Genomic DNA, 17,049 nt, shown 5'->3' on the forward strand with positions numbered 1-17,049 from the left:
AGAGACTGTCCCATGCCGCTGCGCCGTACCGTCCTCGCTACCCTGTTCACCGCCTGTGCCGCACTGGCTGGCAGCGCCATGGCGGCGGAGCTGCCCGAAGCCATCAGCACCTTGCTCAGCGCTGCGAATATTCCCCAGCAGGGTGCGGGCATCGTCGTCATGCGCGGCAACCAGACGCTGATCGACCATAACAGCAGCCAGAGCATGCAGCCCGGCTCCACCATGAAGCTGATTACCACGCTGGCCGCGCTGGAGCAACTGGGGCCCGCCTTCCGCGCCCGCACCGAACTGCGCACCAGCGGGGAGGTCGAGAACGGCGTACTCAAAGGCGATCTGATTGTGCGCGGTGGTGCCGATGTCGATCTCAACGAAGATGTGCTGCTGCACCTGCTACAGGCCTTGCGCAATCAGGGCATACGCAAGATCAAAGGCGACGTGATACTGGACCGCCAGCTATTCCAGCCGGCCCGCCCCGAACTGGGCCAGCCGCCGTTCGACGAATTCCCGTGGGCTTATTACAACGTGATCCCCGACGCGCTGCTCACCCACAGCAACCTGCTGCGGGTGGAACTGCGTGCCAGCGCCAGCGAACTGGCGGTGGTGATGCAGCCGGAAATGGAGCAGGTCAGCGTCAAGGCCGATCTGGCGCTGATCGATGCCCCCTGCGCCAGCTGGGAAAAGGACTGGCGCATGCCAGAAGTACGCCGCCGTGGCGAGCAGCTGACGGTGGTGCTGCATGGCCGCTATCCGCGCAACTGCAACAAGTCCACCTACATCGACGTACTCGATCACCATGATTTTCTGGCCCGCCTGCTGCGTGCGCAGTGGCGCAAGCTGGGCGGCAGCCTGAGTGGCGAAGTACGCGAAGCCGAAGCGGCCGGACTGGCACCGGAGAGCCGGCTGCTGGCCGAACATCAGTCGCGCGCCTTGCCGGAAATGCTGCGCGATGTGAACAAGAATTCCGATAACACCATCGCCCGTACCGTGTTCCTCATGCTGGGTAGCCTGCAGGCCGATGCTGCGCTGGGCAGCAAGCCCTTGCCCGCCGACGACAGCGTCGCCAGCACGCCGATGCGGGCCGATCTGGCCATCCGTAGCTGGCTGCAAGCGCAGCGCATCAGCGCTGACGGGCTGGTACTGGAGAACGGTTCCGGCCTGTCGCGGCTGGAGCGTGCCACGCCAGCGCAAATGGCGGCAGTACTGCAGGCTGGCCTGCGCAGCCCGTGGATGCCGGAATTCCTCGCTACCTTACCGATTGCCGGTACCGACGGCACCATGCGCAAACGCCTCAAGGATAGTCCGGCCACGCGCCGCGCCCGCATCAAGACGGGCACGCTGAACGGCATTACGGCGATTGCCGGCTATGTCTACGATGCCGCCAACCAGCCCTGCGTGGTGGTGGCCTTCCTCAATGACGAACACGTGGCCGGCGGAGCGGGGCGCAATGTGCTCGATGGCCTGATCGAATGGGTAGCGCGCTCGGCGCCCTGAGTTCACTGCACTGCCGCTACAGCACCCGCGTATAGGTGCGCCGCACGTGCTGGCGGTCGCCGCAATCGAAGTGCCACCATTCACTGCTGATGCCGTAAAAACCGGCCAGCAGCATGGCATTGCGCAGCAGGTGGCGGTTGTCGCACTGGGCGCGCGTCAGCTCGCCCCGTTCCAGCAGCACGGTTTCCAGCGCGGGCTGCGAGCGCTCGGACAGATCATCGAAAGCAGTGCCCATATCCAGTTCGCGCCCTGCGCCATCGATGATGGTCAGGTCCAGCGCCATGCCGAAGGAATGGATGGAACCACGCACCGGTTCGGCGATGTAGCCCAGTAAATCCGTGCCCTGCAAAGTCTGCCACAGCTGTTCCTGTACGCGCTGCGGGCGCAGTGCATCGAGGATCAGCAGGCGGAAGTCCGGCCGCTGGTGCGCCAGCCATGCCACCGCCTGCTCCAGCGCAGCTGCCGCATCACGGTGCAGCCATGCGCAATCGAGCGGGCTATACAGGTCACGGCCGACGAAGTTATCCGGCGTGGCGTAACGCAGATCGACCGCGATGCCGGCTATGCTATTCAGGTGGCGGAAAGCCGCATGGCCATCAATGGCTTCGCAAGGCAGGGTACTTGCGCTGGCGATGGTCATGGCGTGCGTCCCTTATCGGCTGGATGTATTGCGCGGCAGGGCAGCGCCGCTGGCTGACACAGGTGCCGGCGTGGGCGTGGGGGCGGCCGGCGCGGGCAGTTCCGGCACAGGGCTGGTCAGCACATCGAGCAGGGCCGCCGTTTCCGCATCCGGCGTGCCGTCGTACAGCGACTGGCGGTATTTGGACTGGAACACCACCAGCACATTGCGCGTGGCCTGATCCAGTTCGGCCGTCTGCGGCGTGGCATAGCCCACCTGCGCCAGCTTGCGCTGGAACCACGCCACATCGGGTAGCTGTTCTGTGAAGATGGGCACCCGCGCTGCCACGCGGCTAGGCTCGGGCCACGCGACCAGCCCCGCATCGGCCAGCTGCTTCCACGGGAACATGGGCCCCGGGTCCTGCTTGCGCTGGGGCGCTATATCGTTGTGGCCAAGGATGTTCTCCGGCTTGATGTTGTAGCGCGCCACCAGCTGCTTCAGCAGCAGGATCAGCTGGTCGATCTGGGCCGGCTTGAACGGTGCATACACCCGTCCCTGCGGCGTTTCGGTAAAGCCGGGATTGACGATTTCGATGCCGATCGAGGCAGAATTGAGCTGGTTATAAATCTTCCAGCTACTCAGGCCAGCGTGGTTGGACTGCCGCGACTCATCCACCAGCGCATAGAAGAATGGCTGATCCGTGTCGGTTAAGAGATAGTGAGCACTTACATCTTGCTGCGTGAGGATTTTGATGGAGCGCGGTAGATCCGCCACCGTGTAGTGCAGGATGATGTATTTGATACGCTCGCTCTGGCCGCGCGAACTCAGGCTTTTATCGATGCGCGGGCCAGCCGGCGGCGCCACCGTGGCACAACCGGACAGCAAGGAGGCGGCAGCCGTCAGCGCCACCAGCGGAAGTAACTTGCTCATAAATGCTCTCGTACGATCAATTCTGGCAGTGTAGTGCAATGCGGGCTGCCGCGTGGTGGCTCTGTGTAGCTTTTTGTAGCAGCACCTGTCCGGCCGGCAGTGCGGCCTGCATGCTGGCCGCAATCAGCGGATGCAGCGTCGCTGCACGTCCGCTCAGCACCATCGGCCGTGCACCATAGCGGCGTACCAGCGCCAGCCCGATGCGCGCCAGCTCCTCGCCCGCGCGCCGCAGGATATCCTGCGCCACAGGATCGGCATCAGCACTGGCGGCGACGGCCAGCGCCAGCTGGCCCAGCGCACCGCGCTCCTGCCCGTACACGAACTGGCGCGACAGCGCCCAGTCGCTACCGCCGATGCGCTCGAACACGGCGCGCGCCAGTGCCGACTGCTGCCAGCTATCGGGCGCTTCATCTTCCAGCCGCCAGATGTAGCGCAGCGCTTCGCGCGCGATCCAGTAACCGCCGCCGCCATCATCGAGCAGCACGCCGCGGCCGCCGGCACGGTGCAGCGTCCCTTGCGGATCAATCCACGCCGCGATGGAGCCGGTGCCGGCATACACCAGATAACCCTCGCCCAGAGTAAAACTATCGAGATAGGCGATTTCGATATCGCTACGCAGCTGCACCGCTGCCAGCGGCAATTGCAGCGCCGCAGCCAGCCACTGCGCCGGTTGCACTACAGCGCCATCGAAGCCCGTCAGGCCAGCGCACACGCCCTGCAGGCCGCCATGTGCAGGCATCACGGCTAGCGCCTGTGCCGCCAGTTGCTGCAACAGGGTCTGCACGGCGCTACGCCCTGCGTCATTCTGCATCTGGTTGACGGACAGGCCGGCTAGCGCACCTTCGGCCACGATCTGCCCGTCCGCTGCGGCCAGTGCCCAGCGGGTCTGCGTACCGCCCGCGTCGATGCCTAGCCCGTATGCATGCATGGTGGTCCGGCCTAACGCAAAACGGTAACCCGCTCGCTCTCGTTGCCCAGCCGGTCGATCGCGCTGACCACCACGGCCTGTGCGGCTCCGGCGGTAGCATCATCGGCCAGCAGCACTTGCGCACGTGCGGCTGGCGCCACGCTGAAGCGCCATTCGCTGCCGTAACGCGTCCAGATGGCATATTGCGCCACCGGCTTACCGCCATTAGCAGAGAGTTTGAGCGCCAGCCCGTTGGCTTCGCGCCGCGTGCCCACCGTCGGTGCCGGCGGCAGCGTGCTCCCCAGCCACGGCGTGGCCGGTGTCAGTGCCGGGCTCTGATAGCTCTGGGCCTTTAATTGTTCGCTAATGCCTTTGCGGTTTTCCATCAGCGCCGCAATGCTGAAGTGCACATGACCGCCCACGCTGGCGCGGCTACGCGTGACGGCAATCTGCTTGAGGATCTCCTCCGGCGCAAAAGCTTTGCTGCTGCGGTCTATGCGGCTGGTGTACAAGCCGGGCCAGATATGGCGCGCGCGGGTGTTCTGCGCCACCCAGTAATCGAGCAGCACATCGAACGCCTGCGGCGCTTGCGAAACAGGCCAGTACAACTGCGGCGCCAGATAATCGAGCCAGCCATTGGCCAGCCACAGTTCAGCATCGGCATACAGCTTGTCGTACTGGCTGAAACCGACGATGCCGGACGGACGCCGCTCAGGCTTGCCGATACCGAAAGGGCTGATGCCGAAACGTACCCAGCTCTTTTCCCTGTGGATGCCCTGATACAGCGCTTCGATCAGGCGGTTGACGTTCTGGCGCCGCCAGCCCGCACGGTCCAGCGTGCCGCCATCGAGCAGATAGCGCTGCCACGACGGCTGGTCGGGGAATTCCAGTTCCTGCTTGGCGCCCACGCCGGCATCGAGTGCCACGCCTTCCGGCCCCGCCGTATTCGCCGTGGCATCGATAGGATATGGATAGAAATAATCGTCGATATGCACACCGTCGATGTCGTAGCGGCGCACCACATCGAGCACCACGTCCAGCGTGCGCTGCGATGCTGCCGCTTCGCCCGGGTCCATCCACAGGTAGCGGCCATACGACTTCACGACGGCCGGATCGGTGTTGGCGATATGGCTGGCAGCCAGCGGCGACTTGGCCGTAGCGTGACGCGCGCGATACGGATTGAACCACGCATGCAGCTCCATCCCGCGCGCGTGCGCCTGATCGATCCAGAACTGCAGCGGGTCCCATGGCGTGGCCGGTGCACGCCCCTGCTGACCCGTGAGGAATTCCGACCATGGCTCCAGCGCCGACGGGTAGATCGCATCGGCACTAGGACGCACCTGCAGCACGATGGCATTCAGGCCCACGCTCTGGGCGCGGTCAAGGATAGCCAGCGCTTCGGCCTGCTGTTTAGCCATGCCCAGATTGTTCCGGCTCGGCCAGTCGATATTGGCGACAGTGGAAACCCATGCGGCGCGGAATTCGCGCGGTGCCGGCGGCGGCTGGTTGGCATCGACCGGCGCCGCTGCTGCCGACGCTGCGCCGGACGGGCCTGCGCTGGTCGCAACGCTGCTGGCTGCGCTCGTGCCTGCCGCGGGCGGATTAGGCTGTGGCTGCGCGCCGCTGGCCGTAGCCGGACCGGTGGACGGCACCACCGGCGTGCTGGAACACCCCTCCAGCAACAGTGAAATTGCCCCCGCGGCAGCGGCAGACAAGGTCAGCCGCTTTTTTGCATTAAAAACCAAAACCGTTCCCCGAATCGAATAAGCCCCCGTATTGTAGCGGAAGCGCGGCGGGCAGTTTTACAGCGAGCGCCGTACCAGCAGCGTCATACCGAAAGCTGGCAAAGTGGCAATGCAGGCCCACAGGAAGAACAGCTGATAGCCCAGCTGCTGCTGCAACCAGCCCGCCACCATCCCCGGCAACATCATGCCCAGCGCCATGAAGCCTGTGCACAGCGCGTAATGGGCGGTTTTATGCTCGCCATCGGCCACCGTCACCATGTACAGCATGAAAGCGGCAAAGCCGAAGCCATAGCCGAACTGCTCCACCGCCAGTCCCGCCGCGATCAGCACCACATCGCTAGGCTGGGCCACGGCCAGATACACGAACACCAGATCAGGGATGTGCATGATGCACACCATGGGCCACAGGCTGCGCTTCAGGCCGAAACGGGCGATGACCAGCCCGCCAGCGATACCGCCCAGCACCAGCGCCGCTACGCCTACCGTGCCATACACGATGCCCACGCTGGCCGTACTCAGACCCAGCCCGCCCTGTGCCCGCCCGTCGAGCAGAAACGGGGCTGCCATTTTCAGCAACTGCGCTTCGCCCAGCCGGTACAGCAGCAGAAAGCCGACGATGACGCCGATGCCGGGCTTGCGGAAGAAGCTGCGGAAGGTTTCGACGAAGCCGGCCCAGACATTGGCGCGGGCAAGATAAGGCTGATCGCTGTCCGGACGCGGTAACACCCACTGGTGGTAAGCCCCCAGCAGCAATAGCAGCAGCGCCAGCAGGCCGAATACCACTGCCCATGCCTGCGCCGCATCACCATGGCGCTCGATCAGCACGCCCGCCAGATACACCAGCCCGCCCTGACCGGCGATCATGCCCAGTTTGTAGAAAGCGCTGCGCACACCCACATACGCGGCCTGCTGCGAACGCTCCGGCAGGCCCAGCATGTAGTAGCCGTCGGAAGCAATATCATGGGTAGCCGAACTGAAAGCCAGCAGCCACAGCAGAGCCAGACTGATGCGGAAGAAATCGGGCAGGTGCAGGCTCAGCGCCACACTGGACAGCGCCACGGCAGACAGCCACTGCAAGCCCACAATCCAGCGCCGCTTGGTGCCGAACAGTTCCACCAGCGGCGACCACAACGGCTTGATGACCCACGGCAGATACAGCCACGCCGTATAGAACGCCAGTTCCGCATTCGGCACGTTGAGATTCTTGTACATCACGGTGGCCAGCATCATCACGGCCACATAGGGCACCGCCTGACTGAACGAGATACTGGGCACCCAGGCCCAGGGATTACGGGGTGTTACTTTCAATCGTCCAGTCCTTTGCCTTCGAGTATGCGGGGTATGCAGCGCTCCACCCGCGCGGCACGGGTGGCCGACTGCTTGGCCTGAGCGAAGTGTAGCAGGTAGCCGCGCTGGCGCCCCGGCGTGAGGGCCTCGAAAGCCGCCTGCAGTTTGGGCTCCCCAGCCAGCCGGCTGGCGAATTCTTCCGGCATGGCGAATTGGGCGGTAGACTTGCGCGGCACTGTCAGGCCGGCTTTTTCTACGGCCATGGCGGCACGCACATAGTGCAGTATCGCTGCACTGTGCTGCCGTATCTGCGCCACGCTGGTAAAGCGGATCTGGCGCGCCGACTGCACGTTTTCCGTCTGCTGCACCAGCAGGCCGTCGGCATCATCGAGCAGGGCGCCCTTGAACAGCAGCAGCGCGCAGTATTCCTTAAAGCCGTGCATCAACACGATGTTGGCACCGTCCTGCATATAGCAGGGCCAGCCCCACTTAAATCCTTGTTCGAGGCCACACTCGCCCAGCATGGTGCGCAGTTCGGCAAACTCCTGCTGCCACGGCTGGGCCTTGGCAAAAAATGCGGCAATCCGGTCAGACATGGCAAGCTCCCGCTCTGTGAGATCGCAGCTATTGTGCCACGCACTTGTGCCGCGCACTTGTGTCACGCACTTGTGCCACGCACGCCAGGTTGGGGATGTGATCTAAGATCCGGTTGTGCTAAATTGAGCCAGCCTTGCAAATTAAATAAAACTTCGACGGAGCGCGCAAGATGAAACTGAAACTAAAACTGTTACTGGCCATGGTCGCCATGCTGACCGCCCCGCTGGCGGGCTGGTGTCAGCCAACACAGGTGTTTATTGTGCGCCATGCCGAGAAAGCGGCAGAACCCAAGGATGATCCGGCCATCTCCGCTGTTGGGGTCGCACGCGCCGAGACGCTGGCACAGGTTCTCGCTGCGACCAATATTCGCACCATCTTGACCACGCAATACCTTCGTACCCAGCAGACCGCAGCCCCCACTGCCAAGCAATTCGGGCTCACGCCCAAGGTGCTGACCATTCAGCGCGGGCAAGCACAGGCCCATATTGCAGAAGTCGTCGCCGAGGTGCGCAAATCGACAGGACCGGTGCTGGTGGTTGGCCATAGCAACACGGTGGCAGGTATCGTGGCAGGCCTCTCGTCGAGCAAGCCCGTCACGCTGTGCGAAACCAGCTTCGCCAACCTGTTCGTCGTGACGCTACAACAGCCGGAACTGCCAGCCGTACAGCTCAAGTATGGTAAGCCTGACGTTGCACCGGAGCCTGATTGCCAATAAGCTGGGCGCACATTTCACCTCGCTCTGGTCGCGCATCACCCTACTGTATTCGTCGCCAAGGAATCTCCACCATGCCGGTCTACCGCCCCGAACAACTTGAAACCGAAGTCAGCGAAGTCGCAGGATCTGCCCAGCCCAATCAGACTCTGTGGATCAGTGACACGGCAGGACTGACCCAGTTCGGCTCCTTCATCGAAGTGCTGCAACCCGGTTGCATCTCGTCTTTAAAGCACTGGCATAGTGCCGAGGACGAAATGGTCTATGTGCTTGAAGGAGAAATTACCGTGGTCGAGGGTGACACTGAGACGCGCCTGCAGGCAGGCGGGGTTGCCGCCTTCAAGGCTGGTGTTGCAGTCGGTCACTATCTGGAGAATCGCAGTTCTGCGCCGACACGTTGTCTCGTGGTCGGCACCCGCGCGCCGGTCGACCGGATTACCTACCCGGACCACGCACGAGTTTGCCTGCGTGATCGCTCCCTGCCAGACGACCTCTGGACCGACTTGAACGGCCAGCCCGCATCCAGACCGTACTAGCAAACCGAATACACCGCCCGATTTGATCTGCCACATTTGTTGCGTGGTGCGCAACATGCTACATTACGGTGATGATTAAATCGTTCCGGCACAAAGGTCTGAAGCGACTTTTTGAAACGGGCAACATCTCTGGTGTCCAGGCTATGCATGCCAAACGATTACGAATGCAACTGGCGGCACTCGATACGGCGCAGCGTATCGACGACATGGATATCCCCGGATTCCGCTTACACGCTTTAAAAGGTGAAATGCATGGTCGCTGGTCTATAACCGTCAACGGAAACTGGCGCATGACATTTGAATTTATTGAAGGAAACGCTTACGTTCTAGACTACGAGGACTATCACTGATGGTAATGCACAATCCCCCCCATCCCGGACAGTTCATCACAGAAATTTACCTTGAGCCCAACGGCGTAAGTGGACGTGAACTGGCAGACAAACTCAATGTCGCCCCGTCTACTCTCAGTCGGGTTCTCAAAGGCAGCAGCCGCGTCACACCCGAAATGGCACTGCGACTATCCAAAGCACTCGGACGCACACCCGAAAGCTGGCTTGCCATGCAGGATGCACATGATCTCTGGATCGCTCGGCAACTGGTTGATCTGCGTCGTGTTGGCAAGCTGAAATTGATCGCCGCTTAATTCCGAATCGCATAACCGGCGACCGCGTCATCTAGGGCGCTTTCTACCCAGCATTCGCGCTGTGCCATAAAGCGACATCCTCGATACGCAACATTGCGATTTATGTAATTTTCCGCAAGAATGTGCGCTCTGCCGAATCCTAGAAAGCGCACCATGTCCGAACTAGTCAGTACCGCCCAGCCGCAACTGAGCAAACACCGCATCGAGGCACTGGTCGATGGCATCTTCGCCGTCGCCATGACGCTGCTGGTGATCGAGCTGCGCATCCCCGAACAAGCCCACCATGCCGGTGAAGCAGGCTTGCGCGGCGCGCTACTGCATCTGCTACCGGTAATGATTTCGTGGGTGATCAGCTTCTTTGTGCTAGCCAACTTCTGGATCGCCAACCATCGCCTGTACAGCTTCGTGCGTCATGTCGATCAGCCCCTGCTGTGGCTGACCATGCTGGGCCTGTCCGGCGCCGCACTGCTGCCGTTTGCTTCCGCCGTCAACAACGAATTCGCCTCGCTGACGGGGCAGCTAGTGTACTCAGGCGTGATGGTGCTGCTGGGTGTGGCCACGCTGCTGCAGGCGCGCTATATCTACCGCCATCCCGAACTGTGCGGCCACCAGCTGACGCCAGCCAGCTATGCCGCCGTGCTGGCGCGAGGGCTGGGCTTGCTACTGATCGCGCTCTCGGCCATACCGCTGAGCTATGTCGCCCCCGGCATGTCCAATCTAGTATTCCTGCTGATGCTGGGCCTGCGCCCCTTCGGTGCCTGGATAGAGCGCCGCGCCAGCCGTTCTGGTCACAGCGCGGCTTAAACCTCGCTCCACTGGCGTAGCAGGTTGTGATAGTGGCCCGTCAAACCCACCAGTTCGGTGCAATCACCAAGACGGGCACGCAGACTTTGAATATTCTGATCGAGTTCTAGCAGCATACAGCGGCGCATATCATCGCGCACCATACTCTGGGTCCAGAAGAAGGAACACACGCGGGCGCCACGCGTGACGGGCGCTACCCGGTGGATGCTGGTGGACGGATAGACGATCAGATCACCGGCCGGCAACTTCACTTCATGCTCGCCATAGGCATCAACCACGGTCAGTTCGCCCCCCTCATATTCGTCGGGATCACTCAGGAACAGGGTGGAAGAAACATCGGTGCGCAGCCACTGCCCCGTCTCGGCCACGCGGCGCATGGCGCCATCGACATGGTCGCCATAGTGTTCGCCACCAGCGTAGCAATTGAACAGCGGCGGACAGGTGCGCAGTGGTAGCGCGGCCGAGAAGAACAGCGGGCTATTCGCCAGTGCCGCCAGCACTTCCGCGCCCAGTTCCTGCGCCAGTGGCGAACCTTGCGCCAGCTGGCGGTTCTGTTTCACCTGGGCGCCTTGCGCGCCCACCGTGCTACGGCCGTCGACCCAGTTCGAGGCATCGAGTTTGCGCCGCATAGCGGCCACCTGTTCCCGGCTTAGCACACCGGGGATATGCAACATCATGATACGACTCCTACAAGCTAAAACGGCGTTCCCTTCTTGGGAACGCCGTCACCGCGTTAATTAAAAGTGGAAGTTGGCAGTCAGGCTGGCCGAGCGTGGCGCGCCCGGTGTGTAGCGATAGCCCGATTTGTTAATCGCTGCCACGTACTGCTTGTCCGCCAGGTTATATACATTCAGACGCAGGTCGATATTCTTGCTGAGCGGGTAGGACGCCATGGCGTCATACACCCAGTAGGCATCGGCATAGGCGGGCGTGCCGACGGCGCCATCGGTACCGCGCAGCAGCTTGTCGACAAAGCGGGCGCCGCCACCGATCTGCAAGCCCATCGGCAGGGTGTACGAGGTCCACGCCGTGAAGGCCTGCTTAGGCGTGTAGCTCAGGCGGTTTTCGCCGCTGCTGGTAACGATACGCCCCGACACCACTTCCGACGCCATGCGGGTATAGCCGGCGCTGATCAACCAGTTGCGCATCAGCTCGCCCGTGACACCGAGTTCCAGACCCTGCACCTGCTTTTTACCCGTCTGGAAATACTGCGCGCTATTGGTGGGGTCCACTTCCACTTCATTGCGCACCTGGGTGCGGTAGGCCGCGGCCGAGAGCGACAGCTTCTGCTTGAGCAGATCCCACTTGGTGCCCACTTCATAAGTCGTGGTCATTTGCGGATCATAGTTCGGATTGGCGGCACTGCTGGCCGCGCTGCTGAGGGTAAAGGTGTTACCGCCCGGTGGCGCTTTCGAGCTCGCTGCCAGCGCATACACGCTGCTGTTTTCCGTCGGCTTGTACAGGACCGACAGCTTGCCGTTGACCAGCGTATCGCTGCCGCTGAGCGCAGTCGCCAGCAAGGTGCCTACGGGTATGGTCTGCGGCGTGGCCGTCCCTTGCACCGTCACGCCGTTATAGGTGGTGGTGTAATGGTCCAGACGCACACCAGCGTTGAAAATCCAGCGCTCGCCCAGCTTGGCCGTATCGAACAGATACAGCGCCTGGGTATTGGTGCTGCCATCACCACGCGCACCGTTACGCACCATATTCACTTGGGCCGTGCTGATCGGGGTGGCCGGATTGGGGCTGTAGATGCTGGTGGGCGGCAAGCCGATCACGGAACCATTGACCGAGACGGCGCCATTGACGTGGGTATAGTTGGTCTGCTTCTCATTGGTCAATTCCAGCCCCGCCACCAGCGCATGCTTGAACAGGCCATCGTCGAGATTGAAGCTCAGCGTAGTCTGGTTGGTGAGAATTTCGTTGAGCTGATCCTTGTAGGTCAGATTGGTACGCGCCATCACCCAGCTGGACGGGTCGGAGCCGGACAGGTTAGCCGACAGATTGGCGCCCGTCGACATGAAGGCGGTCAGCAGATAGTCCTGCTTGGTGCGGCCATAGCGGGTGGTGTTCTGCAAGCGTGCACCGGAAGCGAAATCATGTTCGATACGGGTGGTCAGCATATCGGCACGGACTTTGTCGAAGTCCAGCACGGAACCATAGAAATTCGATGGGTCGACCGGTTTGGCGCCCGCCATAAAGGCAAAGCTCTGGGCCGGCTTGGTGGCGGTGGCAGCGATATTGGCCGGCGGCGTCCAGCCCGGCAGGCCGATGGTCAGCACACCGCCATCGGGAATGTTGTTCTGTTGCACGTGCAGATAGTTCAGGTAGATCCGGGTCGGTCCATTCAGGCCGAAGGCCAGCGACGGTGCCACACCCCAGCGCTTGTTGCGCACCACGTCACGGGCGGGATTGCCGCTATCCTGCTCCAGCAGATTCAGACGGAAGGCGGTACCGTTGTCGCTATTAATGACGCGATTCAAGTCAGCCGTGCCACGCCGCTGCTGGCCGCTGCCGGCCGTCAGCGCAGCATTGCTGAAGTTTTCCAGTTGCGGCTGTTTGCTGACCAGATTGACGGAACCGGTCGGCGTGCTGCGGCCGCTGTCAGTACCAGCCGGGCCTTTCAGCACATCGATCTGCTCGACATTGAAGGTGTCACGCGAAATCGAGCCGACATCGCGCACGTTATCGACAAAAATACTGCCCGAAGCGTCGAAACCGCGCATATAGATGGCGTCACCCGTATTCGTGCTGCCATTTTCACCGAGGAAGAAAGCACCCACGCCGGGGGTGTTGCGCAGCGCTTCCGTCAGGGTCACGGCGCCTTGCTGCTCCACCAGTTCGCGCTTGATGACGGTAATCGTCTGGGCTGTATCCACCAGCTTTTCCGTGTACTTGGGCGAGCTGGCTTTCTCAGCCTTGAAATCATTGATGGCATCGGCCACCACTTTGACTTCTTCCAGCGTTTTCTGGGCTGGCGGCGTGGTTTCGGCCGCCTGCACGGCCATGCTAACTGGCAGCAACAGGGCTGCCAGAGTGGTGTTAAAACGCTGTTCCGAACGCGCAGGCGCGTGCTTACGACTCTTAATCATGTGCATCCTTCATCCGTGGGAGTGGGTGGCTGGCTGCGCTGCAAGAGTTGCTGCTAAAGGCGTCTGGCTGCCGGTGAACTACAAGGGGTAGCAGGATTGTAACAAGGAAGGATACAAATGTAAATGCGAATTATTCTCAATTCGATTTGTCGACGGTTTGCGCCTCCAGCCACGCTCTGGCCTGAGCCAGCGTGAGGGCCAGTTCCTGCCGCACGGCAAGGAAGTAGGGCGCTAGATCAGCCCCGTCCGCACTGACGGCATCGCTGTTGATGGCCTGTTCCGCATCCAGCGTCGCCTGCACCAGTCGCTTGGCGCCCAGCACGCCCACCGCGCCGCGCAGGCCATGGAAGGCATGGGCAGCATCGCGCAATCGCCCCTCCTGCAAGGCGAGCCCGGCCACCTCGACGGGGCCCATGCCGCTATCGATGGCACCGCGCACCATACGCTCCATCATGGCGCGTCCTGCCGCATCCTTGCCCATCACCCGCATCAGGCTATCCATATTGAACACACCCGCCTCGGCGGCGGCCGGCGTAACGCTGGCGGCCGCCGCCGATACGGCTTGTGCCAGCGGCACCGTACTGCGCAGCGGCAAGTGACGCTGCAGCACGGCCAGCATTTCGTCCACTTCGATGGGCTTGGGGATGAAATCGCTGATACCGGCTTCTTCGCTGCGATGGCGCTCGCTACCGAGTACGCCTGCCGTCATGGCGATGATGGGCAGGCGCAGACCCAGTTGCTGGCGCAATATGCGGGTGGCCGTATAGCCATCCATCACCGGCATCTGCATATCCATCAGTATCATGTCGTAGGCCGCGGGCGTGGCGCGCATGCGCTCGACCGCCTGACGGCCATCACCCACCACATCGAGCGTGGCACCAGCATGTTCGAGGATGCCGCGCGCCACCATCTGATTCAGCAGATTATCTTCCACCAGCAGGAAGTGGACCCCGGCCAGACTGCCGGCAATGCTGGCTTCGTGACTACTGCTCTGGCCGTGCTCGCCGTAGCCAGCCAGTGCATGCTGGAGGGCGTCATACAGATTGGTCGGTGTCACCGGCTTGACCAGCACCACGGCATTTTCATCGCTTTCCGCCTGTGCCCGTGCGCGTGGATGCGCCAGCAACACCAGTGGCACGGCGGCCACCCCGGCCGCGCTGCGCAACGCCTGCGCCGTACTGCGACCGTCCGCATCCTGCAACTGCCAGTCCAGCAACAGCAGGTCGTACGGCTGGCCGGCCGCCAGCCGCTGCTGGTAACACTGGCGTGCCGCCTGATCCGTCTGTGCTTCATCGGCCTGCCAGCCATAGCCGCGCAGCAGTTCCAGCAGAATGGCGCGGCTGCTGTCGTGCTGAACCGCGACCAGTACCGACAGCGGGCCCGGCACGGGCTGGCGGCGTTCTTCGGCAGCACTGCTGGCCACCCCGAACGCCAGACTGAACCAGAAACGCGACCCCTGTCCCGGCACACTGGCGACGGCAATTTCTCCCCCCATCAGTTCGATCAGGCGCTTGCTGATGGCCAGCCCCAGCCCCGTGCCGCCGAAGCGCCGCGTGATGCTCTGGTCGCCCTGAGTGAAGGCGTTGAACAGCTGGGTCAGCTGGGCTTGCGTCATCCCCATGCCGGAATCGCGCACCTCGAAGCGCAGCAGGATCTGGCGTGCGTCGGCCGCAACCAGCTCGATATTCACCGCCACTTCGCCCTGCTCGGTGAACTTGATGGCATTGCCCACCAGATTCACCAGTATCTGCTGCAGGCGCAGCGCGTCGCCATGCAGCTGGCGCGGTATCGCCGGATCCACCCGGATCGCCAGTTCCAGCGCTTTCTCGCCGCTGTTCAACGTCATCAGGGTGGCCAGTGCATTCACCACTTCATCGAGCGCAAAGTCGACCGGCGACAGTTCCATGTGGCGCGCTTCGATCTTGGAAAAGTCCAGCACATCGTTGAGGATGCCCAGCAGCGACTGGCCCGATTCGCGCACCATATTCAGATACTTGCGCTGCTGCGGCGTCAGCGGGGTATTGCCCAGCAGGTAGACCATGCCCAGCACGGCATTCATGGGGGTGCGGATTTCATGACTCATATTCGCCACGAAATCGCTCTTGGCACGGTTGGCCGCTTCGGCGCGGTCGCGCTCGCGCTCCAGTTCGGCGGCGCGCGCTTCCACATCCTGCTGCAGACGGTGGCGCTCGGTGATATCGGCAATCATGGCCAGCATCTTGATGCCCTGATCAGTGCGCACCGCACTCAGGTTGAGCTCCAGCGGGAACTCGCTGGCGTCACGCCGCAAGCCATACAGCACCTGCTCACGCCCCATGCGCATCGGCACGGCGCCGCTACCCTCGTTAAAGAAGCGCTGCTGCATGTCCACATACAGCTGATGCAAACGGGCAGGCACCAGCATGGTCAGGGCACGCCCCAAAAGCTCCGTGCGGGCATAGCCGAAGCAGCGCTCCGCTTCACGGTTGATGCTTTCGATGCGGCCCTCGGCATCCACCACCAGAATGGCATTGGGGGCATATTCCACCAGATTCTGCAGCCGTGCATCGGCGGCCAGCCGCTCCTGCATCAGCGCATTGAAGGCACTGGTCAACTGGCCCACCTCGTCGGCCGTGGCCACCGGCAGCGGAGTATAGCCGGCCGGCGCCGCACGCAGCGCCACGATGGCATCGCGCAACCGCACCAGCGGCGCCAGCAGGTGCATGGTCAGCCAGCCGATCAGCAGAGCCGCCAGCAAGGCGGCCAGTCCGCTCCACCACAGCAGCCGTTGGACCGCACCGTTGAAAGGCTCGAAGGCTTCCTCGGCCGGTAACGAAGCGGCCAGCACCCAGTTCACGGCACGCAGCGCCTTGTAGCTGTTCAGGGTGCGCTGGCCACTGCCATTGATACCGTCGATGGTCCCTTCGAAACCCTGTTCGAGCGCACGGGTGGTGGCCGGATTGGCAAACGGCTGGCGCGGCTTGAGCAGGCGGGCTGCATCCGGATGCAGCACATAGCGTGGCATAGCTTCGCGCGTCAGGGCAAAATAGTAGCCAGTGCGGCCCACCTTGGCGTTGCGCAGGTGGCCCAGCAGATTGTCCTTGTAGAGCCGCAATACACCGATCAGCACGCACACCACTTCGCCACGCGCATTCAGCACGGGCGCTACCATCTGCACGATGGGCTGGCCCTGGGCGCGCCCGATCACGGGTTCGGAGATCACCGGCATGCGGGTCTGCATCACCGTCTTGAAATAGGCGCGGTCGGATGCGTTGATGCCGATCCGCCCCGGCTGCTCGGGCAGGTCGGCGATGATGCGGCCCTGGGGGCTCAGAATCAGCACGTCGTCGAACAGTGCCAGCACGGCACGGTCGCGATAGTATTCGCGCAGCTTGGCGGGCGCGGTGGCCAGTTCCGGTGGCTGCTGTCTGGCGGACTGGGCGATGATATCGCGCAGCATCAGCAGCTTGTCGTCCAGTTCCTCGGCGGTACGGTTGATCAGCGCAGTCTGCTGGGCAAACAGCACTTTGCTGAAATCTTCCTGCAGGCGATGCATCTGCACTGCCGTAACCAGCGCCAGCATCAGGATCGATGTCAGGCTAGTGGCCAGCGCAACTTTTGCCTTGATACCTAATGAGGTCATGTGTTCCCTGTGAGTCTAGCACCTGCAGAAAACCGGTTAGAACCTCGTCGGAGGTGAGTAAATT

The 17,049-nt window shown here is 62.4% G+C and carries 15 protein-coding genes; 6 read left to right on the forward strand and 9 right to left on the reverse strand.

The genetic code is table 11. The features are described 5' to 3' along the window. Positions 1-12 precede the first annotated feature (12 nt). Positions 13-1,491, forward strand: a complete 1,479-nt coding sequence (dacB, locus tag ABNT42_RS00645; RefSeq protein ID WP_348692617.1) for a D-alanyl-D-alanine carboxypeptidase/D-alanyl-D-alanine-endopeptidase — start codon at positions 13-15, stop codon at positions 1,489-1,491. Between the two features lie 16 nt (positions 1,492-1,507). Here the strand turns inward: dacB and ABNT42_RS00650 are convergent, their stop codons facing one another. The 6 genes from ABNT42_RS00650 to ABNT42_RS00675 all read right to left on the reverse strand — a co-directional run bounded on the left by ABNT42_RS00650 (position 1,508) and on the right by ABNT42_RS00675 (position 7,575). After that, positions 1,508-2,131: a M15 family metallopeptidase gene (locus ABNT42_RS00650; protein WP_348692620.1), complete on the reverse strand. Its 624-nt coding sequence runs from the start codon at positions 2,129-2,131 to the stop codon at positions 1,508-1,510. A gap of 12 nt (positions 2,132-2,143) precedes the next feature. Beyond that, a complete protein-coding gene (locus ABNT42_RS00655; protein ID WP_348692623.1) occupies positions 2,144-3,040 on the reverse strand; it encodes an N-acetylmuramoyl-L-alanine amidase in 897 nt (298 codons plus the stop codon). Between the two features lie 16 nt (positions 3,041-3,056). Then, the gene (locus tag ABNT42_RS00660; protein ID WP_348692625.1) at positions 3,057-3,968 is read right to left on the reverse strand and encodes a BadF/BadG/BcrA/BcrD ATPase family protein; all 912 of its coding nucleotides are present in this window, start codon (positions 3,966-3,968) and stop codon (positions 3,057-3,059) included. An 11-nt stretch (positions 3,969-3,979) separates the two neighbouring features. After that, positions 3,980-5,662, reverse strand: a complete 1,683-nt coding sequence (locus tag ABNT42_RS00665) for a family 10 glycosylhydrolase (RefSeq protein ID WP_348692628.1) — start codon at positions 5,660-5,662, stop codon at positions 3,980-3,982. A gap of 87 nt (positions 5,663-5,749) precedes the next feature. Further along, entirely contained in the window at positions 5,750-7,000 is a 1,251-nt protein-coding gene (locus ABNT42_RS00670) for an MFS transporter (RefSeq protein ID WP_348692630.1), read from the reverse strand. Further along, positions 6,997-7,575, reverse strand: a complete 579-nt coding sequence (locus ABNT42_RS00675; protein ID WP_348692633.1) for a YdeI/OmpD-associated family protein — start codon at positions 7,573-7,575, stop codon at positions 6,997-6,999. Before ABNT42_RS00675 ends, ABNT42_RS00670 begins: the two co-directional genes overlap by 4 nt. Positions 7,576-7,745: 170 nt before the next feature. On the opposite strand from ABNT42_RS00675, the gene ABNT42_RS00680 reads away from it, so the two are divergent. The 5 genes from ABNT42_RS00680 to ABNT42_RS00700 all read left to right on the forward strand — a co-directional run bounded on the left by ABNT42_RS00680 (position 7,746) and on the right by ABNT42_RS00700 (position 10,271). Further along, positions 7,746-8,291, forward strand: coding sequence for a histidine phosphatase family protein (locus tag ABNT42_RS00680; protein WP_348692635.1), 546 nt, complete (start codon positions 7,746-7,748; stop codon positions 8,289-8,291). A gap of 71 nt (positions 8,292-8,362) precedes the next feature. Further along, positions 8,363-8,824: a cupin domain-containing protein gene (locus ABNT42_RS00685; protein ID WP_348692638.1), complete on the forward strand. Its 462-nt coding sequence runs from the start codon at positions 8,363-8,365 to the stop codon at positions 8,822-8,824. Positions 8,825-8,895: 71 nt separating this feature from the next. After that, positions 8,896-9,174: a type II toxin-antitoxin system RelE/ParE family toxin gene (locus ABNT42_RS00690; protein ID WP_348692640.1), complete on the forward strand. Its 279-nt coding sequence runs from the start codon at positions 8,896-8,898 to the stop codon at positions 9,172-9,174. Continuing rightward, a complete protein-coding gene (locus ABNT42_RS00695) occupies positions 9,174-9,467 on the forward strand; it encodes a HigA family addiction module antitoxin (protein ID WP_348692643.1) in 294 nt (97 codons plus the stop codon). The genes ABNT42_RS00690 and ABNT42_RS00695 overlap by 1 nt, the downstream gene beginning before the upstream one ends. Before the next feature lie 153 nt (positions 9,468-9,620). Then, on the forward strand, positions 9,621-10,271 hold the full coding sequence (locus ABNT42_RS00700; RefSeq protein ID WP_348692646.1) for a TMEM175 family protein: 651 nt from the start codon (positions 9,621-9,623) through the stop codon (positions 10,269-10,271). Here ABNT42_RS00700 and ABNT42_RS00705 read toward each other — a convergent pair. The 3 genes from ABNT42_RS00705 to ABNT42_RS00715 form a co-directional block, all read right to left on the reverse strand. Then, positions 10,268-10,948, reverse strand: a complete 681-nt coding sequence (locus ABNT42_RS00705) for a Fe2+-dependent dioxygenase (protein ID WP_348692649.1) — start codon at positions 10,946-10,948, stop codon at positions 10,268-10,270. The two genes, ABNT42_RS00700 and ABNT42_RS00705, sit on opposite strands and share 4 nt — an antisense overlap. Before the next feature lie 60 nt (positions 10,949-11,008). Beyond that, a complete protein-coding gene (locus ABNT42_RS00710) occupies positions 11,009-13,369 on the reverse strand; it encodes a catecholate siderophore receptor Fiu (RefSeq protein WP_348692652.1) in 2,361 nt (786 codons plus the stop codon). A 130-nt stretch (positions 13,370-13,499) separates the two neighbouring features. Beyond that, positions 13,500-16,985, reverse strand: a complete 3,486-nt coding sequence (locus ABNT42_RS00715; RefSeq protein ID WP_348692655.1) for a response regulator — start codon at positions 16,983-16,985, stop codon at positions 13,500-13,502. Positions 16,986-17,049: the final 64 nt, after the last annotated feature.

The sequence above is a fragment of the Duganella fentianensis genome, from assembly GCF_964031615.1.
In the GTDB taxonomy this organism is placed as follows: Bacteria; Pseudomonadota; Gammaproteobacteria; order Burkholderiales; family Burkholderiaceae_D; genus Rugamonas; species Rugamonas fentianensis_A.